Origin of the sequence: Streptomyces sp. NPDC057271 (assembly GCF_042668715.1) — a bacterium.
In the GTDB taxonomy this organism is placed as follows: Bacteria; Actinomycetota; Actinomycetes; order Streptomycetales; family Streptomycetaceae; genus Streptomyces.
Genome location: NZ_JBHUYJ010000024.1, coordinates 40,513 through 67,312, shown reverse-complemented (window position 1 = coordinate 67,312; position 26,800 = coordinate 40,513). Strand labels below are relative to the sequence as shown.

The 26,800-nt window shown below is 68.7% G+C and carries 22 protein-coding genes; 15 read left to right on the top strand and 7 right to left on the bottom strand.

What is annotated here, in order from left to right:
* Nucleotides 1-336: 336 nt before the first annotated feature.
* Both ACFUJR_RS14395 and ACFUJR_RS14390 read right to left on the bottom strand, forming a co-directional pair.
* Nucleotides 337-1,305, bottom strand: coding sequence for a hypothetical protein (locus ACFUJR_RS14395; RefSeq protein ID WP_383177758.1), 969 nt, complete (start codon nucleotides 1,303-1,305; stop codon nucleotides 337-339).
* Nucleotides 1,306-1,616: 311 nt separating this feature from the next.
* On the bottom strand, nucleotides 1,617-3,182 hold the full coding sequence (locus ACFUJR_RS14390; RefSeq protein WP_383450411.1) for a recombinase family protein: 1,566 nt from the start codon (nucleotides 3,180-3,182) through the stop codon (nucleotides 1,617-1,619).
* A gap of 67 nt (nucleotides 3,183-3,249) precedes the next feature.
* On the opposite strand from ACFUJR_RS14390, the gene ACFUJR_RS14385 reads away from it, so the two are divergent.
* Nucleotides 3,250-3,396, top strand: a complete 147-nt coding sequence (locus ACFUJR_RS14385) for a hypothetical protein (RefSeq protein WP_383173690.1) — start codon at nucleotides 3,250-3,252, stop codon at nucleotides 3,394-3,396.
* A gap of 132 nt (nucleotides 3,397-3,528) precedes the next feature.
* Here ACFUJR_RS14385 and ACFUJR_RS14380 read toward each other — a convergent pair whose 3' ends face one another.
* The 3 genes from ACFUJR_RS14380 to ACFUJR_RS14370 all read right to left on the bottom strand — a co-directional run bounded on the left by ACFUJR_RS14380 (nucleotide 3,529) and on the right by ACFUJR_RS14370 (nucleotide 7,360).
* Entirely contained in the window at nucleotides 3,529-4,359 is an 831-nt protein-coding gene (locus ACFUJR_RS14380) for a hypothetical protein (RefSeq protein WP_383173631.1), read from the bottom strand.
* 160 nt (nucleotides 4,360-4,519) lie between these two features.
* A complete protein-coding gene (locus ACFUJR_RS14375; RefSeq protein ID WP_383173634.1) occupies nucleotides 4,520-5,956 on the bottom strand; it encodes a metallophosphoesterase in 1,437 nt (478 codons plus the stop codon).
* 297 nt (nucleotides 5,957-6,253) lie between these two features.
* The gene (locus ACFUJR_RS14370) at nucleotides 6,254-7,360 is read right to left on the bottom strand and encodes a LacI family DNA-binding transcriptional regulator (protein ID WP_383173637.1); all 1,107 of its coding nucleotides are present in this window, start codon (nucleotides 7,358-7,360) and stop codon (nucleotides 6,254-6,256) included.
* A gap of 378 nt (nucleotides 7,361-7,738) precedes the next feature.
* Here ACFUJR_RS14370 and hisC point away from each other — a divergent pair, with 378 nt between their 5' ends.
* On the top strand, nucleotides 7,739-8,845 hold the full coding sequence (gene hisC, locus ACFUJR_RS14365; protein ID WP_383173687.1) for a histidinol-phosphate transaminase: 1,107 nt from the start codon (nucleotides 7,739-7,741) through the stop codon (nucleotides 8,843-8,845).
* Nucleotides 8,846-8,953: 108 nt separating this feature from the next.
* On the opposite strand, the gene ACFUJR_RS14360 is transcribed toward hisC, so the two are convergent.
* A complete protein-coding gene (locus tag ACFUJR_RS14360; RefSeq protein WP_383173640.1) occupies nucleotides 8,954-9,334 on the bottom strand; it encodes a cyclophilin-like fold protein in 381 nt (126 codons plus the stop codon).
* A 204-nt stretch (nucleotides 9,335-9,538) separates the two neighbouring features.
* Here ACFUJR_RS14360 and ACFUJR_RS14355 point away from each other — a divergent pair, with 204 nt between their 5' ends.
* From ACFUJR_RS14355 to ACFUJR_RS14340, 4 genes are read left to right on the top strand one after another with little or no spacing between them, the layout of a single operon-like run.
* A complete protein-coding gene (locus tag ACFUJR_RS14355) occupies nucleotides 9,539-11,047 on the top strand; it encodes a cytochrome ubiquinol oxidase subunit I (RefSeq protein ID WP_383173643.1) in 1,509 nt (502 codons plus the stop codon).
* 18 nt (nucleotides 11,048-11,065) lie between these two features.
* Nucleotides 11,066-12,073: a cytochrome d ubiquinol oxidase subunit II gene (gene cydB, locus ACFUJR_RS14350; protein WP_383173645.1), complete on the top strand. Its 1,008-nt coding sequence runs from the start codon at nucleotides 11,066-11,068 to the stop codon at nucleotides 12,071-12,073.
* 15 nt (nucleotides 12,074-12,088) lie between these two features.
* On the top strand, nucleotides 12,089-15,709 hold the full coding sequence (gene cydD / locus ACFUJR_RS14345) for a thiol reductant ABC exporter subunit CydD (protein WP_383173648.1): 3,621 nt from the start codon (nucleotides 12,089-12,091) through the stop codon (nucleotides 15,707-15,709).
* Between the two features lie 20 nt (nucleotides 15,710-15,729).
* The gene (locus ACFUJR_RS14340; RefSeq protein WP_383173651.1) at nucleotides 15,730-17,445 is read left to right on the top strand and encodes a GAF domain-containing protein; all 1,716 of its coding nucleotides are present in this window, start codon (nucleotides 15,730-15,732) and stop codon (nucleotides 17,443-17,445) included.
* A 117-nt stretch (nucleotides 17,446-17,562) separates the two neighbouring features.
* On the opposite strand, the gene ACFUJR_RS14335 is transcribed toward ACFUJR_RS14340, so the two are convergent.
* Nucleotides 17,563-18,420 carry a Cof-type HAD-IIB family hydrolase gene (locus tag ACFUJR_RS14335; RefSeq protein ID WP_383173654.1) on the bottom strand — a complete coding sequence of 286 codons (858 nt, stop codon included), beginning with the start codon at nucleotides 18,418-18,420 and terminating at the stop codon, nucleotides 17,563-17,565.
* A 167-nt stretch (nucleotides 18,421-18,587) separates the two neighbouring features.
* Here ACFUJR_RS14335 and ACFUJR_RS14330 point away from each other — a divergent pair, with 167 nt between their 5' ends.
* The 9 genes from ACFUJR_RS14330 (at nucleotide 18,588) to ACFUJR_RS14290 (ending at nucleotide 26,791) form a co-directional block, all read left to right on the top strand.
* Entirely contained in the window at nucleotides 18,588-18,764 is a 177-nt protein-coding gene (locus ACFUJR_RS14330; protein ID WP_383173657.1) for a hypothetical protein, read from the top strand.
* A gap of 156 nt (nucleotides 18,765-18,920) precedes the next feature.
* Nucleotides 18,921-19,214, top strand: coding sequence for a hypothetical protein (locus tag ACFUJR_RS14325; RefSeq protein WP_121828340.1), 294 nt, complete (start codon nucleotides 18,921-18,923; stop codon nucleotides 19,212-19,214).
* Nucleotides 19,215-19,362: 148 nt separating this feature from the next.
* A complete protein-coding gene (locus ACFUJR_RS14320; protein WP_383173660.1) occupies nucleotides 19,363-20,739 on the top strand; it encodes a B12-binding domain-containing radical SAM protein in 1,377 nt (458 codons plus the stop codon).
* Nucleotides 20,723-21,667, top strand: coding sequence for a GNAT family N-acetyltransferase (locus tag ACFUJR_RS14315; protein ID WP_383173663.1), 945 nt, complete (start codon nucleotides 20,723-20,725; stop codon nucleotides 21,665-21,667). The genes ACFUJR_RS14320 and ACFUJR_RS14315 overlap by 17 nt, the downstream gene beginning before the upstream one ends.
* Nucleotides 21,664-22,899 (top strand): dienelactone hydrolase family protein, encoded by a 1,236-nt coding sequence (locus tag ACFUJR_RS14310; RefSeq protein WP_383173666.1) that lies wholly within the window; start codon nucleotides 21,664-21,666, stop codon nucleotides 22,897-22,899. Before ACFUJR_RS14315 ends, ACFUJR_RS14310 begins: the two co-directional genes overlap by 4 nt.
* Nucleotides 22,893-23,894 carry a radical SAM protein gene (locus ACFUJR_RS14305; RefSeq protein ID WP_383173668.1) on the top strand — a complete coding sequence of 334 codons (1,002 nt, stop codon included), beginning with the start codon at nucleotides 22,893-22,895 and terminating at the stop codon, nucleotides 23,892-23,894. Before ACFUJR_RS14310 ends, ACFUJR_RS14305 begins: the two co-directional genes overlap by 7 nt.
* Entirely contained in the window at nucleotides 23,894-25,177 is a 1,284-nt protein-coding gene (locus ACFUJR_RS14300; protein ID WP_383173671.1) for an MFS transporter, read from the top strand. Before ACFUJR_RS14305 ends, ACFUJR_RS14300 begins: the two co-directional genes overlap by 1 nt.
* Nucleotides 25,170-26,477, top strand: coding sequence for an AMP-binding protein (locus ACFUJR_RS14295; protein ID WP_383173674.1), 1,308 nt, complete (start codon nucleotides 25,170-25,172; stop codon nucleotides 26,475-26,477). Before ACFUJR_RS14300 ends, ACFUJR_RS14295 begins: the two co-directional genes overlap by 8 nt.
* On the top strand, nucleotides 26,474-26,791 hold the full coding sequence (locus ACFUJR_RS14290; RefSeq protein WP_383173677.1) for an acyl carrier protein: 318 nt from the start codon (nucleotides 26,474-26,476) through the stop codon (nucleotides 26,789-26,791). The genes ACFUJR_RS14295 and ACFUJR_RS14290 overlap by 4 nt, the downstream gene beginning before the upstream one ends.
* Nucleotides 26,792-26,800 lie beyond the last annotated feature (9 nt).

Sequence of the window (26,800 nt, the reverse complement as noted above, 5' to 3'; positions counted from 1 at the left end):
CGTTGCTTTTACTGTTTCGTCGATCGCAGGGAAGGCTGCTTTATGTCCGGTAAGAGTGTCAGTCCACTTGTGATGATTGGAATCGGGCTGGGCTGGCTCGCAATCACTGGTGTGGCTTTGGTGATCGCAATTGCGGTCTCGGATTTGATTTATAGTCCGGGTCGAGAAACCTGGCTTGGTCCTGCTGGGGCCGGGGTGGGATTCCTGGTGGGCCTTGCGTGGTCAAGATGGTGCATGCAGAAGGTGCAGAATCGGCAGAGAGAGTGAGACGTGGCCGATTCTGCGCCATTCAATGGTTGCACTCCAGTGAGGCATTCTTGGGCGGATAAGCGCCTGCTAGCCGCAGGTCAGACGCACCTGTGGCCCCATTATGCCGTGGGTTTCGTACCAAACCCCATTACTATTCCTCAGTGACCGCTGAATGATGCGGGTGCGGTAGAGCTGGCTACCTGCCCCCACAGAACATTTCCAGGATGCGGTGACCCAGATATAGGAGATATTCTCCTTCTGGGCCGCATTTGACGCTTTGCTGACCCAGATCCCGAGGCCCCGATACTGCTCAATGTAGCTATCCAGCTTAATGCGCCCGTTTTGATTGCAGAGTAGGCGGTTGCTGACCTCTACGCGGCCGGATTTCGTGTACGGTTTGTTGATTGTGAGGTAGCACGAGGGGGCGGCTGAAGCCGCCTGAATCCCGACGAGTTCAGACTGCCTGGAAGCTGATACGGTTTGCACCTCAACTGCTTCAGGCTGCCTGGAATCTACCTCCGTCGCCCACTGAGTGATCCTTGTCAGATCATCTTCAGTTGTCGCGTTCAGGGCGTTCCAAACTGTGAGCTGCCCCTTTCGGGACAGCGTGGAGACCATCACTCCTGTTTCCGGGTGAAGCGAAGTCATTAGTTGCGACCCGTTTGGCAGCACGGAAAGCGACTTCTGTGCGCCATCGTCCGAGAGTGTGCTTTGCGGGATGTCCGTCTTCGCTGCAACCCGGGTTACCGAAACCTGATCGCCTAGTTCGGAATCCAGATCAACTACTAGGGTCTGTCCAATCTCCCCGTAATTCTCTGAAATCGGGGCGCTACTTGCCGACATCCCCGAGACTTCGCTCAGCAGAGAAGTGAACGTGTCAACTCCGGATCCAGCCGCCGGGGCGGCCTCAATGACTGGATCAATCGTCTTCGGGTCCACATTTCCGTCGGCGAGATACTGTTCGTCGGACACGATCTCCGGCATTACTTCTGCCCCGGACTCTCCGGCGAATGCATTGGACGCCGGGAGTATCGCTAGACAGACGGCTATAGTCATAGTCGGAGTCTTGATGCCTCTTAGTAACTTCCCCCCTGGTTTCTTGGATCGATCTTTCGGAGGGATAGTTACACGCGAGACAACGCTATGGGGCACCGACGCGGCAAGATGGCCGGAAATTTGCTCTTAGCAAAGGTGGTCCGGAGCGGCTTCTGGTGAACGGTGAACGACATATTCCTGCAGGCTGCAGGGGAAGCTACTGTGTGAGGAAGTCGAGTAGCGGAATTTACTACAACGATGCATACCGGTCACAGCGGTTGAGGCTGCCGAGGTCATGGCCAGCAACATCTAGGCCCTTATGGGCAGCCTCCTTACTCGGAAGTGCGCCACACAGGCTTGAGTAGCTCGTAGTCGAACGCTTTGTTCCCCTTACCGCCGGGGACGGCCACAACGGCTACGAGCGCATCCTTTATGGCCTTGCGCTTCTGCGTCAGCGTCTTGCCCTTGAACGACGCGGCAATGTCGGCTTCTGCGGCCTCGGCCTCCGCCTTCAACGCCTCGTTCTTCGCCTGGTCGGCACGCAGCTCCTTGATGCGCCGCTCGATCACCGGAAGGTTCCGGAAGAACGCCTCGTCGTCAATGTCGGCGTCTTCGTCGTCGTGCCACCGGCGCTCCAGTTCCTTGCGGCTGCGGATGGCGCGTTCTAGGGCTTCGGCCTTGTCCCAGTCGGGCACGTCGCGGGACTTGCTGGCGGCGTCCTTCTCCAGCTTGGCGATGACCACGTCCACCACGAACCTGTCGGTCTCGTCGCCCCGCTTGTACGTCTTGTTGCAGCCCCCGTCGACGGTCTTCTTGCACATGTAGGCGTGCTTGTACTTCAACCAGTCGTTCGCCTTGATGCCGATCATCTTGTTGTTGCAGACAGTCCCGTCCTCCAGGACGTGGCCGCACCTGAGGATGCCGGTCAGCAGGTACTTGTGCACCAGACCGCCCGTCGGCACGCCCGACCCTCGCCCCCGCTCGCGGATCGTGTTGGTCACGGCGTACCAGTCCTTGGGAGTGACGATCGCCTCCCACTCGCCGACCACGGGGTTGTCGTCCCCGTCGCGGACGAGCTCACCCTTGATCTCCCGGTAGCCGCAGAGTCGCGGGTTCATCAGTACCTGCTTGACGGTCTGGTACTGGAAGGGGTTGCCCCGGCTCGTGATGAACTCGGCCTCCTTCCACTGCCGGGTGATCTCGGAAATGGACGCCCCCGCGATCACGTCCTTGACGGCCTGGCGGATCGCGTCGGCCTCCTTCGGGCGGAGCGTGACCTTGTCGTCTTCCCAGCCGAACGGGCGCCACGCAGAGACGGCCAGGCCACGAACCGCCCGGTTGCGGTGGCTGTTGCGTGAGCGGCGCTGCTTCTTCCTCGTCTCGCTGAGCGACATGGCCACGCCCACGAGGCCCTTGATCTCGAATCCCTCGGCGTAGAGGTCCTGGATGCCGTTCGAGTCGTGGTACACGCGGCCTTCGTGCGCCGTGAACGCCTTCAGGTACCGCTCCCAGTCGCTCGGCCGGCGGTAGAGGCGGTCGTCGTTCACGGCCATCACGCCATGGATGGGGTAGCCCTCGGGCGTGTGGCCGGCCTTCAGGTCGGTGATGAGCTGCTCGAAGTCGTCGCGAACGACGCTCTCCTTGCTCGCGCTCTTGTCGTTGTCGGTGTACCGGTAGACCACCAGCCAGTTGAACGCGCGGGAGTGGTCGCCCATCTCGCGGTGCTGGTCCTCGATGCCGTGGGCGTCTTTGACTCGTCCGTCGAACGAGATGCGCGCGTAGCAGACGACGCACTTGAGCGTCGGGTCCGCGGCGAGCATGGCCCGTACCTCGTCCACGGACGGTGTGCCTTCGGGCACCCCTCGCAACCTGCTGACGAGCTCTTCGCGCTTCTCCATCGGCGGCCCCCCTCGGGTCTCATGTGGCTGTCTGCCCACGACCCTAGACCATATGGATACTCTGCTAATGCTTTGTTCGATAAAGATCTCGCAGGACATCCGCCGGGAGCACGGCGGTGACCTCACGTCGGACGAGATCGCGGCCGGCATGGAGGAGAAGTCCAAGGAGTTCGCGGCCTCGGGCAACCGGGTGTACCTGCTGCTGGCTGAGTAGATGCGTGCTTGCGTACGTACGACGTGTCGGGTCGCATGAAGCGGCGGGGGCGGACCGCATGGTCGGGGGCCGTGTGGCTCGCGCCCGCCGTGGCGTCTCCGGCGCCGTGGTCCCGCACCCGCCGGGGCCGGTCTACTCCGGTCCGTGGTCCGGAGGGCCGAAGTCCGGGCTGGTGAAGTCGGGGCTGCTGAACATCGGACGTGTGCCCGAGGCACCCTTGTTCGGGCTGGTGAAGTCCGGGCCGCTGTAACCGATCTTCGGTATGCGATCGGTGCGGGGCGGCACGACCGGCGGTGCCGCCGGGAGGTGATCCGGGGCGGCAAGGGCGTCGCGCAGGAACGGCACGATGCCCCGGTCCACCAGCGCGCGTCGCCAGGCCTCGCGGGCACGGGACAGTTCGTCGTCTGCTTCGGCCGGCGGCGGATCGCTCGCGGCCACCTGCGTCGACCGGTTGCCCAGCGCCGTGAGCAGCAGCCCGACCGCGGCGCAGAGGAGGCCGGCGGCGGCGACGGCGCCGAAGAACCACCCTGCGGTCAGCAGCGTGTCGGCAAACACGAGCGTGGGGGCGAGCACCTTCAGTACGGCGCCGACCAGCAGGAATATCACCGCTGCCGGGCCGGCGAGTACCGGTGCGAGGACCGTCACGATCGCGAGGATGCCCGCGCCCGGTCCGGCGCCCGACCCCTCGCTCTCCGCCGCCAGGACGGCGTTCATCACACTCGAACCGCTCGGTGAGCGGCTCTCTTCGCGGACCTTCACGAAGTGGTCGTACTCGACCGCCGCCGCGGCGGTGATCAGCGCCGTCGCGTTCAGTGCCATCGTGCGCAGCTGTTCGGCCGTGAGCCGCTTGCCGGTCTCGGCGAGATCCGGATGGTCGTGCGCGTTGCGCAGTGCGTCGTCGAGGAGTCGCACGTACTCGGCACGATCCTCGGTCAGCAGGTGCGGAGCCACGTTCATGTGCATCCCCCGATGCTCCGTAGGGCCCTTGCTGACCGTGGGGAACGGGCAGTCGGGCGGAAACGGAGGAGAGCCTGCTACGGATGACCCGATGGTATTGCGGTTATGGCACGGGGTGAGAGGGGGTTTCCTGAAATCGACTGCCCCGGATGCGGAGGGTTATGCCTCAGCCATGCAGGGGGAGTTGGACGACCAGTAGCTTTCCGGCCATGGTCACTCCGCCGTCCATGGCGATCGCGAGACCGTCCGCGTACACGTGCGGACCATCGACGGCCGGGTCCGAGCCGTCCTCGCCGTCCTCCGTGCCGACCTGGCCCAGGAGGTACGGGATGGGGCTGTGACCGTGCACGACACGTCCGCCGCCGTAGGTGGCGAGCAGTTCCTGGACGGCCTGGGGGCCGGCGTCGTCGCGGAAGGCGAAGCGCTTGGTGAACTTGCGGAACAGGTCCCAGACCTCGTCCGCGTCGTTCCGGTTGATGATCTCGTGGACGGTCTCGTTGACGTCCTCGATGGTGGAGCCGTAATCGAGGTAGGCGGTGGTGTCGGAGTGCATCAGCAGATGCCCGTCCTCCTCCACCACGGCGTCGAGCCGGGACATCCACTGGAGGTGGACGTCCTGGAGGCGGTCCATGTCGTGCTTCTGGCCGCCGTTGAGCAGCCAGGCAGCCTGGAAGGTGGCGGTTCCCGCGCCGGAGTTGACCGGGGTGTCCCCGAAGCGCTTGGCGCCGATGAGCAGCAGTTCGTGGTTGCCCATCAGGGCCTTGCAGTAGCCGCCGGCGGCCGCGGCCTCCGCGGAGAGCCGCATGACGAGGTCGATGACCCCGATGCCGTCGGGGCCGCGGTCGGTGAAGTCGCCGAGGAACCAGAGGCGGGCGTTGCCAGCGGCCCAGGCGCCGTTCTCGTCGATGAGGCGCTGCTCGCGCAGGGCGTCGACGAGCTCGTCGAGATAGCCGTGGACGTCGCCGACCACCCAGAGGGGGCCGGGGCCCTCGCCGGCCGGGGCGGGCGCGGGGGCCGCTGCCGGGTCCACGTGGACCTGGACGGTGTCTCCCCGGTTGATCACCGGGAGGTCGCGCTCGGTCGGGGTGTAGCCCTCGGGGAACTGGTCGTCCGGGAAGGCGTTCCCGGGGTGGCCGGGGGTTGCCGCGGCGGGGGTGACCAGGGTGGTCAGGGCGGAGAGGGCGGAGGAGGGCCGGCCGAGGAGGAGCGTGGGGTCGGCGACGGTGACGCGGGCGGGGGGTACCGACTCGGACGGTGCGACCGCCTCGACAGGCTCGGCGTACTCGACAGGCTCGGCGAAGTCGTCGCGCTTCGTGAACTCGACCCGTTCGAAGGAGGCCCCGTGCGCGACGGGTTCACCGTGCGCGCCTGTTTCGAGGGCGGCGCCCTGCGCGACGGGTTCGACGGGCGGCATACCGGGTGCGCCGGTTTCGCCGGGCGTACCCGGGTCGACCGGTGCGCCGGGCTCGTACGGCACGACGGGGTGCCCGGCCGGGGGCTCCGGGGCCTGGCCCTGCACGGGCACCCGGGCGTACGGCGGTACGCGGAAATCACGCAATGTCGCCGTGCGCACCACGGGTTCCTGCCCGGCCCCCTGAGTCATCGACCCCTCCACCACCGTCGCGATGCCCTGCACATCGCGGACCGGCCTGGTCGGGGTGGTCCGCGGTGTCGTGCGCCCATCATAGGAATGAGGGTCCGCCTGTGTGACGCACCAGGGGTGGTGAATCCGGGTCCACTCCGGGTTCACCGGTTGTTTCGCCCGAATTGAGAAGGTCCAGTCCAGGGTTGGGGCAGGGCCGAGGCCTGGTTTGTGTCCGGCTCCGGGTCCGTACCCCATCCGTACCCGACCCCCACCCGACCCGACGTGGGCCGGGTTTCGGCGCGTACGCGTTCTTCGTCAGTCCTTCGAAGGAGACCGGGGCGGACTCACCGTCGTCCGCGGCGGACGCCTCTGGGAGGACGTCCGCACGATGAGTTCGGTCGGTATCACCTGCTCGACCGGTCCGTCGGTGTCGATCCCCTCGATGGCGTCGATGAGGAGCTGGACGACGGCCGTGCCGATCCGGCGCGGTTTGAGCGAAAGGGTCGTGATGGGCGGTTCGGTGGTGGCGTAGACGGTCGACTCGCTGCAGCAGACCAGCAGCAGATCGTCCGGGACGCGCAGTCCGTAGCGGCGGGCCGCCGCCAGGAGATCGGTTCCGTTCGGGTCGAAGAGTCCGTAGACCGCGTCGGGACGGTCGGGGCGGGCGAGCAGCCGGTCGGCCGCGACGGCGCCCGCGCACGGATCGTGCGCCGGGTAGGCCTCGTAGACGGGGTCCTGTCCGACCCGCTCGCACCAGTTGAGGTACGCGGTGGTGGACAGGTGGGTGTACGTGTCGGTGGTGGTTCCGGTGAGAAGGCCGATCCGGCGGGCGCCGGCGGCGGCGAGATGGTCGAGGAGCTCGAGTACGGCGGCTTCGTGGTCGTTGTCGACCCAGGCGGTCACCGGGAGGGTGCCGGCGGGGCGTCCGTCGGAGACGACGGGCAGGCCCTGACGGACGAGCTCGGTGACGACCGGGTCGTGGTCGGAGGGGTCGATGACGACGGTGCCGTCGAGGGCGACGTTCGACCAGACGTCATGGCGGGAGGTTGCGGGCAGGATGACCAGGGCATAGCCGCGGGCGAGCGCGGCGGATGTGGCGGCTCTGGCCATCTCCGCGAAGTACGCGAATTCGGTGAAGGTGAAAGGTTCATCCCCGTAGGTCGTCACGGTCAGGCCGATGAGGCCGGACTTGCCGGTACGGAGCGTGCGGGCCGCGGCGGATGGGCGATAGCCCAGCCGGTCTGCGACCTCGCGGACGTGGCGGCGGGTGGCGTCCGGGAGCCGGCCCTTGCCGTTGAGCGCGTCGGAGACAGTCGTGATGGAGACCCCGGCGGCGGCGGCCACATCCCGGATGCCCGCTCGCCCCTGCCGGCTTCCCCGGGTCTGTGCCCGGCTCACCTGGTGCTTCCCTGCTGCTGTCATGGCGAGCCGATAGTAGGGCGAGGCCGGGTGGTTGGGACGCCCGCATATGCGCCCATTGACAGGCACGTTTTTGCATGATCAAAAACTGCCAATTACCTTGGAAGTCAAGCGAGTTAGGGCCTCTTGGGTGTGATCTGCGGTTGTCGACCCGCATGAGCCTGCCAAGGAGGTCATGTCTCGAAGAGGTCTCAACTCACCTCTACGGGCGACGCGCGCCACGGCGCCCGCCACCGGCGCGCGCCACCTGATCCCGCGCTCCCCCTCTCGTCCACAGGTTCCCCACTCCGTTGTCCACAGCCCATTCGCAGCGGAGGCGAATCCTCATAAGGTGAGGAGCATTGGTGGTATGGACGGTCGAGGAGGACCACAGTGAGCGCAGTGAGCGAGACCGGCGGAACCGGCGGGACGGGCGCGGGCAGCCCCAGGCTCCGTGCGGTTCTGGACGGCATCCCCACCTACAAGCCGGGCAAGCCCGCCGCCGCGGGCGGTGCGGTCGCCTTCAAGCTGTCCTCCAACGAGAACCCGTATCCGCCCCTGCCGGGTGTGATGGAGAGCGCGCTGTCCGCGGCAGCCGCCTTCAACCGCTACCCCGACATGGCCTGCACGGGCCTGATGAACGAGCTCGCCGACCGCTTCGGGGTCCCGGTCTCGCATCTGGCCACCGGTACGGGGTCGGTCGGCGTGGCCCAGTCGCTGCTGCAGGCGACCTCGGGCCCGGGTGACGAGGTCATCTACGCCTGGCGGTCCTTCGAGGCGTACCCGATCATCACGCAGATCAGTGGGGCCACCTCCGTGCAGGTCCCGCTGACCGACGGTGAGGTGCACGACCTCGACGCGATGGCCGAGGCGATCACCGACCGGACGCGGCTGATCTTCGTCTGCAATCCGAACAACCCCACGGGCACGGCGGTGCGCCGCGCCGAGCTGGAGCGCTTCCTGGACCGGGTGCCCTCCGACATCCTGGTCGTGATCGACGAGGCGTACCGCGAGTTCGTCCGTGACACCGACATCCCGGACGGTATCGAGCTGTACCGCGACCGGCCGAACGTCGCCGTGCTGCGGACGTTCTCCAAGGCGTACGGCCTGGCCGGGCTCCGGGTCGGTTTCGCGATCGCCCATGAGCCGGTGGCGGCGGCGCTGCGCAAGACGGCGGTGCCGTTCGGCGTGAGTCAGCTGGCGCAGGACGCGGCGGTGGCCTCGCTGCGGGCCGAGGACGAACTGCTCGGACGGGTCGGCTCGTTGGTGGGCGAGCGCGAGCGGGTCCACGCGGGGCTCGTGGCCCAGGGCTGGACCGTTCCGGACACTCAGGCGAACTTCGTCTGGCTGCGGCTCGGTGAGCGGACGCTGGACTTCGCGGCGGAGTGCGAGCGGCACGGCGTGGTGGTGCGGCCGTTCGCGGGCGAGGGCGTGCGCGTCACGATCGGTGAGTGCGAGGCCAACGACCTGTTCCTGAAGACGGCGGAGGGCTTCCGTAACGGAGGTTGATCGACGGAGGTGGATCGAAGGAGAGAGATCAGCAGCGGTTGATCAACGGAAGATGATCAGCGGAGGCTGATCGACGAGGGCTGATCGGGGCGCCGGGTAGGCGGCCGGTCAGCTCTCCACGCGCTCGACGCGGATCGGGTCACCGTCCCTGACGGTGGCCAGGACGCGCACGTCGCCGTCCAGTGAGCCCAGCACGTTGCAGGGGCTCGCGAGCCGGCATTCGGAGCCCCGGGATATCGGGGTGGGGCCGTAGGGGAGTGCGAGGGCGTCGCCCTCGGTCCAGAAGGCGACCGTGCCCGGCTCCACCACCTGCCGCGCGCCGGCCTCGACGGCGGCGGAGACCGGAGTGTCGCAGTACACCTCCTCACCCCAGGTCCGGGCGGTGGAGGAGATCGGCAGAGCCCCCACCAGCGCCTTGCTCGTGGGGGTTTCGTCGAGGGTCGCCGTGGTGTGCCCGGCGGGCCAGGAGATACGGATCTGAAGGGTCATAGCCGGGATTCAACAATATGTTGAAGCCCCCGGGAAGGGGTGACCTTCGGTAGGGGGACCCCCGGTCTTACATACGGATTTCGTATGAGCCATAATGCTTGTGAATGTGAACGCGTTCACAAGCGTGTCCCGTTCCTCCCTGGATCGGTGGAATTAAAGGGGCAAACTGCCGATGTGATCACGGCAAGGTAAGGAGAAGACGACGTGGACCTAGCTCTGGCGCCAGAGACCTTGGCGCGATGGCAGTTCGGCATCACCACCGTCTACCACTTTCTCTTCGTTCCCCTGACGATCTCCCTCGCTGCTCTCACCGCCGGCCTCCAGACCGCGTGGGTGCGCACGGAGAACGAGAAGTACCTCAAGGCGACGAAGTTCTGGGGCAAGCTGTTCCTGATCAACATCGCGATGGGTGTCGTCACCGGCATCGTGCAGGAGTTCCAGTTCGGCATGAACTGGTCCGACTACTCGCGCTTCGTCGGCGATGTCTTCGGGGCGCCGCTGGCCTTTGAGGCGCTGATCGCCTTCTTCTTCGAGTCCACGTTCATCGGCCTGTGGATCTTCGGCTGGGACAAGCTGCCCAAGAAGATCCACCTGGCCTGTATGTGGATGGTGTCGATCGGCACCATCCTCTCGGCGTACTTCATCCTGGCGGCCAACTCCTGGATGCAGCACCCGGTCGGTTACCGGATCAACGAGGAGCGCGGCCGGGCCGAGCTCACCGACTTCTGGCTGGTGCTGACCCAGAACACCGCGCTCACACAGTTCTTCCACACCATGACGGCCGCCTTCCTGGTCGGAGGCGCGTTCATGGTGGGCATCTCCGCCTTCCACCTGGCGCGCAAGAAGCACGTCCCGGTGATGCGGACCTCGCTGCGGCTCGGCCTGATCACTCTGATCATCGCCGGACTCGGCACCGCCATCAGCGGCGACCTGCTCGGCAAGGTCATGTTCAAGCAGCAGCCGATGAAGATGGCCGCCGCCGAGGCGCTCTGGGACGGCGAAGCACCCGCGCCGTTCTCGATCTTCGCGTACGGCGATGTCGACAAGGGCCACAACAAGGTGGCGATAGAGATCCCGGGACTGCTGTCCTTCCTGGCCAACGACGACTTCAGCTCGTACGTCCCGGGCATCAACGACATCAACAAGGCGGAGCAGGAGAAGTTCGGGCCCGGCGACTACCGGCCCAACATCCCTGTCGCGTACTGGGGCTTCCGCTGGATGATCGGCTTCGGTATGGCCTCCCTGACCATCGGCATGGTGGGCCTCTGGCTGACCCGGAAGAAGTTCATGCTGGCGCCGGGGATGCGGACCGGTGAGGACGAGGTGCCGAATCTGGTCCTGTTCAAGCGGAAGGCGCTCAGCCCCCGCCTGGGCAGGTGGTACTGGATCGTCGCCCTCTGGACCATGGCGTTCCCGCTGATCGCCAACTCCTGGGGCTGGATCTTCACCGAGATGGGACGCCAGCCGTGGGTCGTCTACGGCGTGCTGCGCACCAGGGACGCGGTCTCCCCCGGCACCTCCCAGGGCGAGGTCCTCACCTCGATGATCGTCTTCACGCTGCTCTACGCGGTGCTCGCCGTGATCGAGGTCAAGCTGCTGGTGAAGTACGTCAAGGCCGGACCTCCCGAACTCGGCGAGTCCGACCTCAACCCGCCCACCAAGATCGGCGGGGACGACCGTGACCCCGACCGGCCCATGGCCTTCTCGTACTGAGGCTCAGGAGATCGAGGCATGGAACTCCACAACGTCTGGTTCGTACTCATCGCCGTCCTCTGGATCGGCTACTTCTTCCTGGAGGGCTTCGACTTCGGGGTCGGCGTCCTGACCAAGCTGCTCGCCCGTGGCCGCACCGAGAAGCGGGTCCTGATCAACACCATCGGTCCCGTCTGGGACGGCAACGAGGTGTGGCTGCTCACGGCCGGCGGCGCGACCTTCGCGGCGTTCCCCGAGTGGTACGCGACGCTCTTCTCCGGCTTCTACCTGCCGCTGCTGATCATCCTGGTCTGTCTGATCATCCGTGGTGTCGCCTTCGAGTACCGGGCGAAGCGGCCCGACGAGAACTGGCAGCGCAACTGGGAGGAGGCCATCTTCTGGACCTCCCTGATCCCCGCCGTGCTGTGGGGCGTCGCCTTCGGCAACATCGTGCGCGGCGTGAAGATCGACAGTGAGATGGAGTACGTCGGCACCTTCGGGGACCTGCTCAACCCGTACGCGCTCCTCGGCGGCCTGGTCACCCTCGCTCTCTTCACCTTCCACGGGACGGTCTTCGCCGCGCTCAAGACGGTGGGGGACATCCGGGCCCGTGCCCGGGCGCTCGCGCTGAAGCTGGGACTCCTGACGGCCGTCCTCGCGCTGGGCTTCCTGATCTGGACCCAGGCGGACAAGGGTGACGGCTGGAGCCTGGGCGCCATGCTCGTCGCCGTGGTGTCGCTGACAGGCGCCATCGTGGCGATCAAGGTGGGGCGTGAAGGCTGGTCGTTCGCGCTGTCGGGTGTCACGATCGCCGCGGCGGTGGCGATGCTCTTCTTCACCCTCTTCCCGAACGTCATGCCGTCTTCGCTCAACCCCGAGTGGAGCCTTACCGTGACGAACGCTTCGTCGAGCCCGTACACCCTGAAGATCATGACCTGGTGCGCCGCGATCGCCGCTCCGCTGGTGATGCTCTACCAGGGCTGGACCTACTGGGTGTTCCGCAAGCGCATCGGTACGCAGCACATCGCCGGCGACGCCGCTCACTAGTGGGAGATGTTTCACGTGAAACCGATCGATCCGCGTCTGCTCCGGTACGCCAGGGCCACCCGCTTCTTCCTCGGAGCGGTCGTGGTGCTCGGCCTGGCCGGGGCGGCGCTGGTCGTCGCCCAGGCGATGCTCATCGCCGACGTGGTCGTGGGGGCCTTCCAGAAGGGCCTGTCGGTTTCTGACCTGACCACGCCCCTGCTCCTGCTTGCCGGAGTCGCGGCGGGGCGGGGCCTGGTCTCCTGGCTGACCGAGCTGGCCGCCCACCGGGCGAGCGCCGCGGTCAAGTCCGAACTGCGAAGGCGGCTGCTCGACCGGGCGGCCTCACTCGGGCCGGGATGGCTCAGCGGCCAGAAAGCAGGCTCGCTGGCCGCTCTCGCCACCCGTGGAGTGGACGCGCTCGACGACTATTTCGCGCGCTATCTGCCGCAGCTGGGGCTCGCGGTGGTGGTGCCGGTGGCGGTCCTGGCCAGGATCGTCACCGAGGACTGGGTCTCGGCGGCGGTCATCGTCGTGACGCTGCCGCTGATCCCCCTCTTCATGATCCTCATCGGCTGGTACACCCAGGCTCGGATGGACCGTCAGTGGAAGCTGCTCTCCCGGCTCTCGGGGCACTTCCTCGACGTGGTGGCCGGGCTGCCGACGCTCAAGGTGTTCGGACGGGCCAAGGCCCAGGCCGAGTCCATCCGCGCCATCACGTCGGAGTACCGGCGAGCGACGATGAAGACGCTGCGCATCGCCTTCCTCTCCTCCTTCGCCCTGGAGCTGCTGTCGACGCTCTCGGTGGCGCTGGTCGCCGTCGGGATCGGCATGCGGCTGGTCCACGGCGACCTCGACCTGTACACGGGTCTGGTCATTCTGATTCTGGCGCCCGAGGCCTATCTGCCGATCCGGCAGGTGGGGGCGCAGTACCACGCGGCGGCGGAGGGACTGGCGGCCGCGGAGGAGATCTTCGAGGTCCTGGAGAGCCCGGCGCCCGAGCACGGCACCGGCGCGGTGACCTCGTCGACCCGTATCGAGCTGACGGACGTGACCGTCCGTCACGCGGGCCGGTCCGAGCCCTCGTTGGACGCGGCTTCGCTCGTCCTGGAGCCCGGTGAGACCGTCGCCCTCGTGGGGCCGAGTGGGGTCGGAAAGTCGACGCTCCTCGATGTGGTGCTGGGGTTCGCCACACCGGAGGAGGGCGGTTCGGTCCAGGTCGGGGGCGCCGAACTCGGCACGCTCGACATGGAGGAGTGGCGGTCGCGGATCGCCTGGGTGCCGCAGCGGCCGTATCTGTTCGCGGGCACGATCGCCGAGAACGTGCGGCTGGCCCGCCCGGACGCCTCCGACGAGGCGGTACGGGAGGCCCTGCGGGACGCCGGCGCGGACGGGTTCGTCCGGTCCCTCCCGGTCGGCATCGACACCATGCTCGGCGAGGACGGCGCGGGTCTCTCGGCGGGCCAGCGCCAACGCCTCGCCCTGGCCCGGGCGTTCCTGGCCGATCGGCCCGTGCTGCTGCTGGACGAGCCCACGGCCGCGCTGGACGGCGGGACAGAGGCGGCCGTGGTCGACGCGGTCCGCCGCCTCGCCGTCGGCCGTACGGTCCTCCTGGTCGTCCACCGCCCCGCACTGCTCGCGGTCGCGGACCGCGTGGTGGAACTCGCGCCGACGAGCGCCCCTGAGGAGCGGCCCACCACGCCCCTGGACCGCTCGTCCTGGCCCTCCGCCGTGCCCGCGCAGGCTACGACGGAGCCGGCCGCGGCCGCGGAGGCCGGGGCAGCGGCGGCGGCAGGCACCGCGGAGACGGGAGAGGGGCGACCGGTCTTCGGACGCGTGCGCGCCATGGCCGGGGAGTTGCGGGGGCGGATGGGTCTCGCCCTGCTGCTCGCGAGCCTGGCGCTCGGATCCGCCGTAGGACTCATGGCGGTCTCCGGGTGGCTCATCTCGCGTGCCTCCGAACAGCCCCCGGTGCTCTACCTGATGGTCGCCGTCACGGCCACGCGGGCGTTCGGCATCGGCCGGGCCGTGTTCCGGTACACCGAGCGGATCGTGTCCCACGACGCGGTGCTGCGGATGCTCGCCGAACTCCGGGTGGCCGTCTACCGGCGCCTGGAGCGCATCGCCCCCGCCGGGCTGCGCCGCGCCCGCCGCGGCGACCTGCTCTCCCGGCTCGTCCAGGACGTCGACGCGCTCCAGGACTACTGGCTGCGCTGGCTGCTGCCCGCGGGCGCGGCGCTCGTGGTGGGGGCCGGGTCCGTCGGGTTCACCGCCTGGCTGCTCCCCGAGGCCGGGGCCGTACTCGCCCTGGGTCTGCTCACCGCGGGCGTCGCCGTACCGCTGCTGAGCGGGACGCTGGCCCGCCGCGCCGAGCGGGAGCTCGCGCCCGCCCGCGGCGCTCTCACCGTCACCGTCGTCGATCTGCTGCGCGGCTGCGCCGAACTGACGGTGGCCGGGGCGCTGAAGGACCGTACCGAACGGGCCGGAGCGGCCGACCGTACGCTCACCGCCATCGCCCGCCGACAGGCGGCCGCCACCGCGCTCGGGGCCGGGCTCTCCGCCCTCGCCTGCGGTCTGACCGTCGCCGCTGCCGCGCTCGTCGGGGTCCAGGCCGTCCGTGACGGCCGTCTGGACGGCGTGGCGCTGGCTGTCGTCGTCCTGACCCCGCTCGCCGCCTTCGAGGCCGTCACCGGCCTCCCGCTCGCCGTCCAGTACCGCCAGCGGGTCAAGCGCAGCGCCGAGCGGGTGTACGAGGTCCTCGACGCCCCCGAACCCGTCCACGAGCCCCCGCGGCCCGCCACGCCGCCGCGAAGTCCCTTCCCGCTGGAGGTCATCGGCCTCTCGGCACGGTACGCGGGGCAGGAGCGGGCGGCGCTCGGCGACTTCGCGCTCACCCTGGAGCCCGGGCGGCGGGTCGCCGTCGTCGGCACCTCCGGATCCGGCAAGACCACGCTCGCCCAGGTGCTGCTCCGCTTCCTGGACGCCGACACCGGCTCGTACCGGATCGGCGGGGTGGAGGCGGCCGAGCTCGGCGGCGACGACGTCCGGCGTCTCGTCGGGCTCTGTGCCCAGGACGCCCACATCTTCGACAGCACCATCCGCGAGAACCTGCGCCTGGCGCGAACCGGCGCGAGCGAGGACGAACTGCGCGCGGCCCTGGACCGGGCCCGTCTGCTCGACTGGGTGGACGGGCTGCCCGACGGGCTCGACACCCTGGTCGGCGAACACGGCTCGCGGCTCTCGGGCGGCCAGCGGCAGCGCCTCGCGCTCGCCCGGGTCCTCCTCGCCGACTTCCCGGTCCTCGTCCTGGACGAGCCGGCGGAGCATCTGGATCTCGCCACGGCGGACGCCCTCACCGACGACCTGCTGCTCGCCACCGAGGGGCGCACCACCGTCCTCATCACCCACCGGCTGCACGGCCTCGACGCCGTCGACGAGGTCGTGGTCCTGGACGAGGGCCGGACGGTGCAGCGCGGGCCCTACGCGGAGCTGGCACGGGCCGACGGTCCGCTGCGGCGGATGCTGGAGCAGGAGCATGAGACCGATCTGCTGCTCACCCCGGGACGGGCTTCGGGCGAGGCTTCGGGCGGGACCACGGGCGGGACCTCGGGCGAGGATTCGGGGCAGGTTGCGGGAGATCCGACTTTTCTTGCCAAATAGGACTTACTAGGCTCACGGTCATGACCGCCGCCGTGCCTGATCTCCCGGACCCCCTGGAAGCCGCCACCCAGGCCACCCGCAGCCTCCAGGGCCTGTCCACGGAACTCACCGCGCGCGTGCCCCAGCTCCTGGAGGCGATGCGCTCGGTCGGCACCGGGCTCGAACTGCACTCCACCCTCGACCGCATCTGCGAGACGGCGGCCGAACTCGCCGGCTCCCGTTACGCGGCCATCGGCGTCGTCGGCGAGGAGGGCGAGGGCCTCTCCGACTTCGTCACCTACGGGGTCGACGCCGACGTCGCCCGCCGGATCGGGCGCCGTCCCGACGGCCACGCCGGGCTGCTCGGCGCACTCATCCGTGAGCCCCGGACCATCCGGCTCGCCGATCTGTCCGCCGACCCCCGCTCCGCCGGGTTCCCGCCCGGACACCCGCCGATGCGGACCTTCCTCGGGGTCCCGATCCGGGTCCAGGGCGAGATCTTCGGCAACCTCTACCTCGCCGAGAAGAGCGACGGCGGCGAGTTCAACGACTACGACGTCCACATGGTCCGCGTCCTCGCCACCGAGGCGGGCATCGCCATCGGCAATGCCCGCCTCTACGAGGCGGCCCGCCAGCGCGAACGCTGGATCGACGGCTCGGTGGCCGTCACCACCGCCCTGCTCTCCGGCGGCGACGCCGACGACGCCCTCTCGGTGGTCGCCGAGCAGGCCCGTAGGCTCGCCGACGCGGCCGCCGGGATCGTGCTCCTTCCCGCCGAGGAAGGCGGCCTGGAGATCGTCGCCGTCTCCTCCGAACCCGCTTCCCCGGCGCTGGGCACGGTGATCCCGCCCGAGAGCGCCGTGGTGGGCCGGCTCCTCGAAGGCGAAGCGGTCTTCGTCGACGACGCCTCCACCGACCCGCGCATGGTCAGCAGCCGCCTCGCCGCCCGGTACGGCCCCAGCATGCTGCTGCCCCTGCACAGCGGCGGCAGGGTGCTCGGCGCGCTCGCCACACCACGCGCGCGTGGCGGCCGGCCGTTCACCGAGGCCGAGCGCACGCTCGCCACCCAGTTCGCCTCCCAGGCCGCGCTCGCGCTGATGATGGCCGAGGCGCAGCGCGACCGGGAGCGGCTGGCCGTCTACGAGGACCGCGACCGGATCGCCCGTGACCTGCACGACCTGGTCATCCAGCGGCTCTTCGCCACCGGGATGATGTTGGAGAGCGCCCAGCGGAGGTCGGTCGTGCCCACGGTGCGCGACGGCGTCGGCAAGGCCGTCGACGAACTCGACGTGACCATCCAGGAGATCCGTACCGCGATCTTCGCGCTCCAGCAGGGGCCCGCCGAGGCCCCCTCCGGGCTGCGCACCCGCGTACTGCGGGAGATCAACATGGCCGCCGTGCCGCTCGGCTTCAAACCCGCGCACCGCCTCCTCGGCGCGATCGACTCGACGGTCGGCGAACTCACCGGCAGGAACCTCATCGCCGCGCTGCGCGAGGCGTTGTCCAATGCCTTCCGGCACGCGCAGGCCACCCGGATCGAGGTCGTCGTCGACGCGGGCGTCGAACTCCCCGACGGCGTCGTCGGAGTGCGGCTCTCGGTCGCCGACGACGGCGTCGGCATCCCGGAAGGCGGGCGGCGCAGTGGACTGCGCAACCTGGCGCGGCGCGCGGAGTCGCTGGGCGGGTCGAGCTGGTGCGAGCCGGGCATCGGCAAGGACGGCGGCGGTACGACGGTGGTGTGGCAGGCGCCTCTGTAGCGGTACCGCCCCGCCTTGGCGGTACCGCCCCGCCCCTTCTGCAGCGGTACCGCCCCTTGTGGGGCCGACGGCTGTCGGACCTGCCCGCCGGCCGGTGCCGGATCCGCCACCGAGGCGTCAGTCGTCGATCGTGCCCGCGAGAATGCGCTCGATCACGACGGCAACGCCGTCCTCGTTGTTGGCGACCGTACGGCGGGAGGCGGCGGCGGTCACGTCCGGGTGGGCGTTGCCCATCGCGTACGAACGGCCTGCCCAGCTGAGCATCTCGATGTCGTTCGGCATGTCCCCGAAGGCCACGACCTCATCGGCGGAGATCCCGCGTTCGGCGCAGCACAGCGCCAGGGTGGACGCCTTGGAGACGCCGAGGCCGCTGATCTCCAGCAGCGCCGTCGGGCTGGACCGCGTGAAGGAGGCCAGCGCGCCGGCGGATGCGCGGGCCGTCGCGAGGAAGTCGTCGGGATCGAGGTCCGGGTGCTGGGCGAGGAGCTTCAGGACCGGGGCGGCGGCGCCCGGATCCTCCTCGAAGAGCAGCTTCTCGGCGGAGGCGACGGTGGCACCGGGGTCGAGGAAGAACGGCGGGTACTGCGGCTCGTAGTGGATGCCGGTGGTGAACTCGACCGCGAACGAGGTGCCGGAGGCGGCGGCACGCAGCGTCGACACGACGTCGAGCGCGACGTCGCGTGCCAGCGGACGCACCTCCAGGAACGTTCCTCCGGAGTGGAGGTCGACGACGGCCGCGCCGTTGGCGCAGATCGCGAGGCCGTGGCCGTGGACATGGTCGCTGACGACATCCATCCAGCGGGCCGGGCGGCCGGTGACGAAGAAGACCTCGATGCCGGCCCGCTCGGCGGCGGCGAGCGCGGCGATCGTGCGCTCCGACACGGACTTGTCGTCCCGCAGCAGCGTGCCGTCGAGGTCGGTGGCGATCAGTCGGGGGGCCGGGGCGGCGCGGCGCGCGGAGTGGGGTGAGGTCACCGATCCATTCTTCCGTACATGGTGCACGGGCGTGCGAGGGGGCGCACATCTGAGAGGGGCATTTCCCGCTCCGCCGCGCGCCCCCGCCGCTGCCCCCGCGCTCCAGGGACCCGCCTCCGCGCCCCCGCTGCCGCCTCCGCGCCCCGGGCCACACTGCCGCGCCTCAGATGTTGCCCCCGCGCCGCGGACACTTCGTCCTGTTCGTCTTCGCCACCGACACGTGGACCGGCGAGCTGACCAACGCCGAGCCGGACAAGCACCTGACGGCCGGGTGGGCCGCCGCGAGCCGCCGGTACCGGCCGAATCCCGAGCGCGTCGACTTCTGGTCTCCGGCCCAGGCATAAACCGGCCAGAGGCGGAAGGGGCCAAGCCGGACCTCTGGTCCGGCCCTTATCCGTCGGCAAGGATCGAAGCATCGAAAGAGACGGCCACAGTTGTTGAACACGGGGACGTCTCGGCTGATATCCGGCTGTTAAAGCACGTCGACAAGGAGTGATGGAATGACGCAGACCGCCGTAACCTCGTTCACTGCCCAGCAGGTCGCCGAAGCCGAGAAGGCGGCGCAGACCCTGGAGGCCCTCGTGGCGCGCCTCGGTTCCGACGAGTCGTTCGCCGCGGCTCTGAAGGACAAGCCTCGCAAGACGCTTGCCGACGCCGGCATCGTCATCGAGAAGGAGTCCATGGAGTCGCTCATGCTCGTCGACGCCGAGCGTTTCGACCGGGCGTGTGAGCTTCTCTTCGACCTGGTCGACTCGGACTTCCTCATCACGATGTCCTCGCCGTCCTGCGGCTGAATCAGAAATCCCGGCGCGATGCGGTTACGTGACCCTTCGTAAGAACTGAGCCGCTACTCGCCCCTCTGGCCGGGGCGCAAGACTCAACGTCTCCGCCGTCCTTGTGCCCCGGCCTTCTCTCTGGGTGAAGAGGTTTTGTATGTCACGCGTGCTGCTGGTCAACCTGGCCAGTCTTCCCATGGATGGGAATCAACCCATATTCCCCATCGGTGTCCGGTGTGTCCAGGACGCCCTGGACCGCGCCGGCCACGTGACGCGGCTCATGGATTTCGTTGCGGAGCCGACCGGTCTGACCGACCTCGATTGGCTCGGTCACGCATGGGATGTCATCGGGTTCACCATTCGGAACATCGACCCCATCGACATCACCTGCAGCACTCATGTCGACGAGTACGTCTCCTTCGCGAAGCGCGTGCGAGCCGAACTCGACCGGCGGGGGCTCGATCCGGTGCTGGTCGGGGGCGGGCCGGGGTTCAGCCTCTTCGGCGACACGCTCGTCGACCGGCTCGGGCTCGACGTGGGAGTCATCGGCCCAGGTGAGCAGGTAATGCTCGACATCGCGACGAACCCGCGGTCCTTCAAGGGGAGAGGGGGCGTCCTGCAGGGAAGGCGGCACTGCGGATTCCTCACCGACACCCTGCGCCACCCGGCCTCGCTCATGGCGGCGTACACGAACGCGCACCAGGCGATGATCGGCGTGGAGACCCGACGGAAGACCTGCTACCAGACCTGCGGGTACTGCCCGTACGCGTACATCGAAGGCGATAACGCCGGGGACCTCAAGCCGCTGGACGTCCTGGCGGAGGAGATCCGCGGTATTCATCGTGCGGGATTCCGGCGCATCTTCTTCACGGACGGTATCTTCAACAGCGAACTGCGGTTCGCGAAGGAAGTCGTCCAGCTCCTCAAGGATCTCTCCCTGGACGGCTTGACCTGGTCGGCGTACTTCACGCCGAAGCCCTTTGACGACGAATTCGGCGAGATGCTCCAGGACAGCGGAGTGGAAGCCGTCGTGGTGTCACCTGACAGCCTCGACGACACCATGATGCGCAACCTGGGCAAGTCCTTCTCGAGCCGGCACGTGTCTCGATTCCTGGAGCGCAGTCGTAAGAACGACCTTCCGGTGAAGGTGAACGTCGTATTCGGCGGTCCGGGCGAGAACAGGGAGACGGTCCGGAACAGTGCCCGTTTCATCAACGAGAATCTCCGCGATGACGAACTCGTGATGCACGTGGGTTATCGGGTGCTACCCGAGACCGCCCTCGCGAGGCAACTCGGGGCGGACGACGACCAATTGCTCTACCCCGTCTTCTATCCCTTCGACATCGACGTTTTCAACTGGATCGTCCAGGATCTGGAATCCAGATTCATCACCCCCCAACTCATGATGAACCTGATGGCCGGCCGTGCGGCTGCGCGCAAGATGGCGAGAACACAGGCAATGCCCACCATCGCGCCCCCGGGGGCCACCTATCTTTCCCTGGCCGGAGTAGGAGGAGGTGGCGGCGGTGGCTGCGGAAAGTGATATCGCCCCCCTCCCGAACCCGCCTACGGGATCGGGACTGACAGCACGCCGCCTCGATGCCGGAGAGGTCGACACGGCTCTGCGGCTCTGCCCGTTCGAGGACATTGACGCCGACGTCATCCGCCGCGAACTGGCGGCCGAAGCGGACTACTGCTGGATGGGCCTGTTCACCCCGGACGGAACGCCGGCGGCGGTGCACCGAGCCATGCGGTGGAACCGGCACCTGCTGCTGAAGGGCGTCTTCGTCGACGACGAGTTCCGGGGGTCGGGAGCCTCGCTCGACGTGGCGTTCGCCATCCGGGACTGGGCGCGGGAGGCCGGATACGAGGGTGTCGTCGCCTGGGTGGAGCCGAACAAGCCCGAGGCGCGCCTGGCGGCCAGGCTGCGGCTGCGTCCTGTCGGCCCGCTCCTGCACCGCTACCTCGTCCAGCTGCCGTACGGCTCCGACGCGGAGCGCCCCGCGGGGCCGCCCCCGCGTACGTCCGGCACGCTCATCGTCCCGGACGGAGGCGAAGCGGGCGGAGGCGAGGCGGGCGGAGGCGAAGCGGGCGGAGGCGAAGCGGGCGGAGGCGAAGCGGCTCCCATGGTCCGGGAACTGCTCGGTGTCCCGTGGAGTTCCTCGGCCGGCACCCGGCTCGCCTGGGTGCTGGACCGCTCACGACTCGTCCTGAGTGGCAACCCGTGCCATTCGACGGGTGACCTGGACAGGTTCCTGGCCGCCGTCGAGGACACCGCGGTGTCGGCCGGCGCGACCGCCGTCGAGGTGCTGGTCGAGGCAGCGGACATCCCGGCCGCGTTGGCCATGGCAGGCCTGGGGGCGCGGCGGCTGAGCCGTTCCCCCGTCGTGCTCGGCAGGGTGTCCTTCGCCGTCGCGGAAACCTCGGGTACGCCGGTCCACCCGGCCACGACGGAGCTGAGGACGCCGTGATCGGAGCACACGAGGCGCGGCGCGTCTGCCTGGAGGAGAGTCCCGAGGCGGCGGCGGAGCTGTTCCGGCGGGAGGGACTCGACCCGCGACGTCTCGAGCGGCTGCTGTTCTCGACGGCCGACGTGGGGGAAGCCGCCCGGTCGGAGACCGTGGAGCTGCTCGACGCCTGGGGGCGGCCGACCGAGGCCGAGCTGTACGTGCCGTCGTGTCGGGACGGGCGTCCGCCGGGCCTGATCGTGGGACTGCACGGCGTCGGGAGCTCAGGGGCGGTGCTCCGGGATCACCTCCAGGCGCTCGCCGACGCCTGCGGCGCGGTCATGCTGTGCCCGAACGCGCTTCGACCGTTCGGGACGAGCAACAACTTCGACGTGGCCGGAATCTTCGGAAGCCGGTTCCGGGAGGCCCGGTGGACGACGGAGCCGGGCGACTTCCCGGTGCGAGCACTGCGCTGGGCCCGTGAGCACCTGGCCGTCGACGTGAACCGCTGCGGTCTGGTGGGGGCCTCGATGGGGGGCATCGCGACGTGGGGCATGGCCTCCCGTCGCTGGGACGGCCTCGCCATGGCGGCGTCCATCAACGGCGCACCCTCGATCTGGGAGATGTTCGGGCCCGACAACACGGTGCGTGAGCTGCTGCCCAATGTCCTGGGTGTCCCGCTGACGGTGGTGCACGGAGTCCGGGATCAGCAGATCCCCCTCGTCCTCGCCCGTGATGCCGTGACGCATCTGAGGGGCCGTGGCCATCAGGGTCTCTCGTTCGTCGAAGTGCCGGACGGAGAGCACAAGCTGAGCACGATGGGCATCGAGCCGGGAAATCCGCAGTTCGACGAGATCGTTCGGTGCTTCGGCGCCGCGCGGAGAACGCCGTGGCCCGGACATGTCCGGCACCGTGCCCGCGAGAGGGCGCACGGCCGGGCCCACTGGGTGGAGATGGACGACCTTCACCCCGGGAGCACGGCGACCGTGGACGCCCGTGCGGTGGACCGTAGGCACCTGGTCATTCGCGCGTCCGGTTGCTCGCGGCTGCGGCTGTTCCTCGGTGACCGGCTGGTGGATCCCGGCCGAGTGCAGGTGACGGTCAACGACAGGTCCCGGGAAATAGATTTCCGTCCGTCCCTGGCGGACGCGATCTCCACGTACGGCGAGGCGGACGCCGACCCCGGCCGCATGGCGCAGATGGTCGTCGACATGACAGTGCCCGAACTTCGTGAGGAAGAAGGAAAGTCTTGCTGAGTCGTGATGAGATGCGTCGGCTGCTGTCGGCACGCGGTCCTGAGCAGGACCAGCTGTTCGCGGAGGCCCGGAAGGCACGGAACGAGCACTTCGGTGCGGCGGTCGTGCTGCGGGGTGTCATCGAGCTGACCAATGTCTGCCGGGTGAACTGCGACTACTGTCCGATGCGTCGTGACAACGTACGCGAGAACGACACCTACTTCCTGTCCGCGGACAAGATCGTCGAGCTGGCCGGCCTGATCCGGGACAACGGGATCGACGTCATCCTGCTCCAGGGCGGCGAGACCCCGGCGCTGATGCCGCTCCTGGAGGAGGTGATCCCGCGGATCCGCCGGCTGTACGGCGACCGGGTCGAGATCCTGCTGAACGTCGGCAACCTCAAGCGGGCCCAGTACGAGCGCCTGCGGGCCGTGGGCGCGACGAGCTACATCCTCAAGCACGAGACGAGCGATCCCGAACTCTTCCTCAGCCTTCGGCACGAAACCCTGGAGACGCGCCTGCGGTGCATGCGGGATCTCCAGGAGGTGGGCTTCAAGGTCGGCACGGGGCTGATCTCCAGCCTCCCGGGGCAGTCGCTGGACAGCATCATCGACGACATCGAGCTGGCGGGTGAGCTCGGTGTGGACATGTGCAGCGTGAGCCCCTTCGTCCCGGCTCCGAACACGCCGATGAGCATCTCGCCGATCGGGGACAACGAGTTGGCGCTCAACGTCATCGCCGTTCTCCGGCTGCGCTACCCGCAGTTGCTGATCCCGTCGGTCAGCGCGCTGGAGCGGGTGGGCAGTGGGGGTCAGTCACGCGGCCTGGACGCCGGCGCCAACGTGATGACCGTCAACTTCTCCAGCGCCAGCGACCAGAAGCGCTATCTGATCTACGGGAAGGACCGTTTCGTCGTCACGCTCGATCACGTGCGGGGACTCGTCCGCTCCTCCGGGCTCGAGCTGAGCGGATCGAGGTTCATCGAGCGGCACGTAGTGAGTGGGGTGGGGGTCTGATGAGCGTCTCCGTCTCCGACGCCGCGAAGTCGGACGTGAGCACCAGCCGGTTCCTGAGGTTCTGGGCCGCGCAGACCGTGTCGCAGGTCGGCCAGCGCTTCGGCATGGTGGCCCTGCCCGTGGTCGCGATCGAGACCCTCCACGCAGGGGCGTCGGAGGTCGGATACCTGACCGCCGCGCTCACCGTGTGCTACTTGCTGATCGGCCTGCCCGCAGGTGCGTGGGTCGATCGATGGTCGAAGCGGACCACGATGATCAGAGCGGCCGTGGTACGCGCCGTCGTGCTGGCCGGCGTCCCCGTGCTGTGGGCCTTCGACCAGCTCTCGCTGATGTGGCTGTACGCGGTCGCGGTGATCGTCGGTCTCGCCTCGGTCTTCTTCGACGTCGCCTACCAGTCGTATGTGCCGTTCATCGTCCCCGACGAGGGCATCGAACGGGCGAACGCGAGGCTGGAGTCGTCGGCCCAGATCTCCGCGGCCGGCGGGCCGGCCGCGGCGGGACTCCTCCTGAAGGCGGTGAGCGCGCCCCTGGTGATCGCCATCGACGCGGTCGCCTATGTGGTGTGTGCCGGTTTCCTGGCGACGGTCAAGGACTCCGAACCGTCCCGCCGCGAGAAGGCGGGAGAGGATTCCCGGCTGGCGCAGGACATCCTGGCCGGCGTCCGGTTCGTCGTGTGCAACCCGGTACTGCGGCGGCTGCTCGTCTCGGTGGGGGTGTCGAACTTCTTCGCCACCATCACCATGACGCTGACGCCCCTGCTCATCCTGAGGACGCTGGGACTCGGCTCCACGGTCATGGGGGTCGTCCTCGGCGTCGGCACGCTCGGTGGCCTGCTGGCCGCGTTCACCCTCCCGAGGGTCCGGGCCCGATTCGACGCGGGCAAGGTCATGGCGGTCGGCCTCCTGCTTGCGGGTGTCTCCATGGCGGCCTTCCCCGTGGCCGGATCCCTGGACGAGTCCGCCTTCGTGATCCCGGTCGCCCTGCTCGTCCTCGGCCAGTTCGGAATGACCTGGGGTGCGGTGACCTTCAACATCGCGCAGGTGAGTGTGCGGCAGCGGGTCTGCCCCAAGAACATGCTGGCCCGGATGACCGCCTCGATCCGTTTCGTGGTGTGGGGAAGCATGCCCGTGGCGGCGATCCTGGCCGGCTGGCTCGGCTCGCACATCGGCGTCGTGCCCTGCCTGTGGATCGGTGTGGTGGGTGGCTTCCTGACGGCTCTCCCCATCATCGGGATGGACCGGCTGATCCATTCCGCGACACCGGCCCCCGATTCCGGTGTCTGAGGCCCGGCGCGGACTGGCCGAAGCCGTCCTCTCGTCCGGAGGACGGATCGGCGAGGCGCTCCCGGAGGCCACCGCGAGCCGCATCACGCGGTGCGCCGAGCAGTACAGGAAGGCAGGTGTCACGGACGGAGACCTGCTGCTGTTCTCCGGCCTCGCGGCGGAGACGCTCCTCGCAGCCGTGGTCGCGTGCTGGAGCGTCGGCGCCGCCGCGTGGGTGACGCCCCGCGCGCCGGAGTCGTTCGCGGCGCACGGCGCGTCGTACACCGTCACTCTCGGGCCCGCCGAGGAGATCACGGTGGCACGGCGCGACACCGCGGCCATGCCGGTCCCCGCCGGTCTCGGTCTGCTGCACGAGACCTCGGGATCCACCGGCGAGCCCAAACTCGCGAGGCGCAGTGTCGAGAGCCTCCGCGCGGAGCACGTCGGCTACCGCGACGGCATGGGACTGCGTGACACGGACACGGTGAGGGTCCCCGCACCGGTGGCGCATTCCTTCGGCTCGGGGGTGGCGCTCGCCGCGCTCCTGTCCGGGTGCCGGGTCGACGCCCGTCCGTTCACGACGGCCTCGGGCGTGGCCCAGGACCTGGACCGGGGCAGGAGCACCAAGCTGGCCGTCACGCCGGCCTTGTTGCGGCTGCTGACGAAGACCCGGCGCACGGGCGACGCCCGGCCCCTGGCGATCCTCGTCGGTGCCGGCACGGTCTCGGACGAGCTGGATGCCGCCTGCGTGGCCCGCTTCGGAGTCTCGATCACACGGGGGTACGGGTCGAGCGAGACCGGAGGGATGTTCATCGGATCCCGCGGGCTCGGGCAGCCGATCCCCGCTGTCGGGATCGTCGGTCCGGATCCGGGATGCCGCGGCGAACTGCTCGTGCGCACGGCGACTCCTGTCTGGGGGTACGCACACGAGCCCGTACGCGACTCGCTCCTGTGGCGGACCGGGGACATCGTCGAGCGTGACGCCTCGGGTCAGGTGTGGTTCGTCGGGCGCGAGCCCGGAGCCGTACGCGCCAACGGCAGGTTCGTGGACGTCTCCGCGATCCGGGCCGCCGTCGGTGAGGTGGAGGGTGTGGAGGAGGTCGAGTTCCTGGTCCTCCCCCGAGTCGGCGACGCGGACTTCGAAGACCTCTACGCGGTGGTCTCCGGACGGCGGCCCTCGCGGGAGACCGTGGAGAACGCGCTGTACTCGAGCGTTCCGCCCGGTGTCGCACCACGGTTGAGGATCTTCGCGGAGTTCCCGCGGACCGATATCGGAAAGCTGGACCGTACCGCGCTCATGGAATGGATCAGGGCGAGATGACTGAACAGATGGTGGCGGATTCCCACGACGCATTGACGGCGGTGATCGACGCGATCGTCTCCGCGGCCGGGAACGCCGGGGTCGACGAGGTCGTACTGGTCCGGCTGCGGTGTCTGCACGGGGCGGACCAGGACACGCTGCTGAAGACTCCCGCGGAGCTCGGTCTCGACTCCCTGACCTGGCTGGAGGTGCTCACGGTGCTCGAAGAGCGCTTCGACGTCCTCCTTCCGGACGCGGTGGCCGTGACTCCCGAATCGCGCACGGTCCTCGGGCTGGCACGTGCACTCGCGGACTGTCGGCGCGCAGGGCGCTGAGTCGGACAG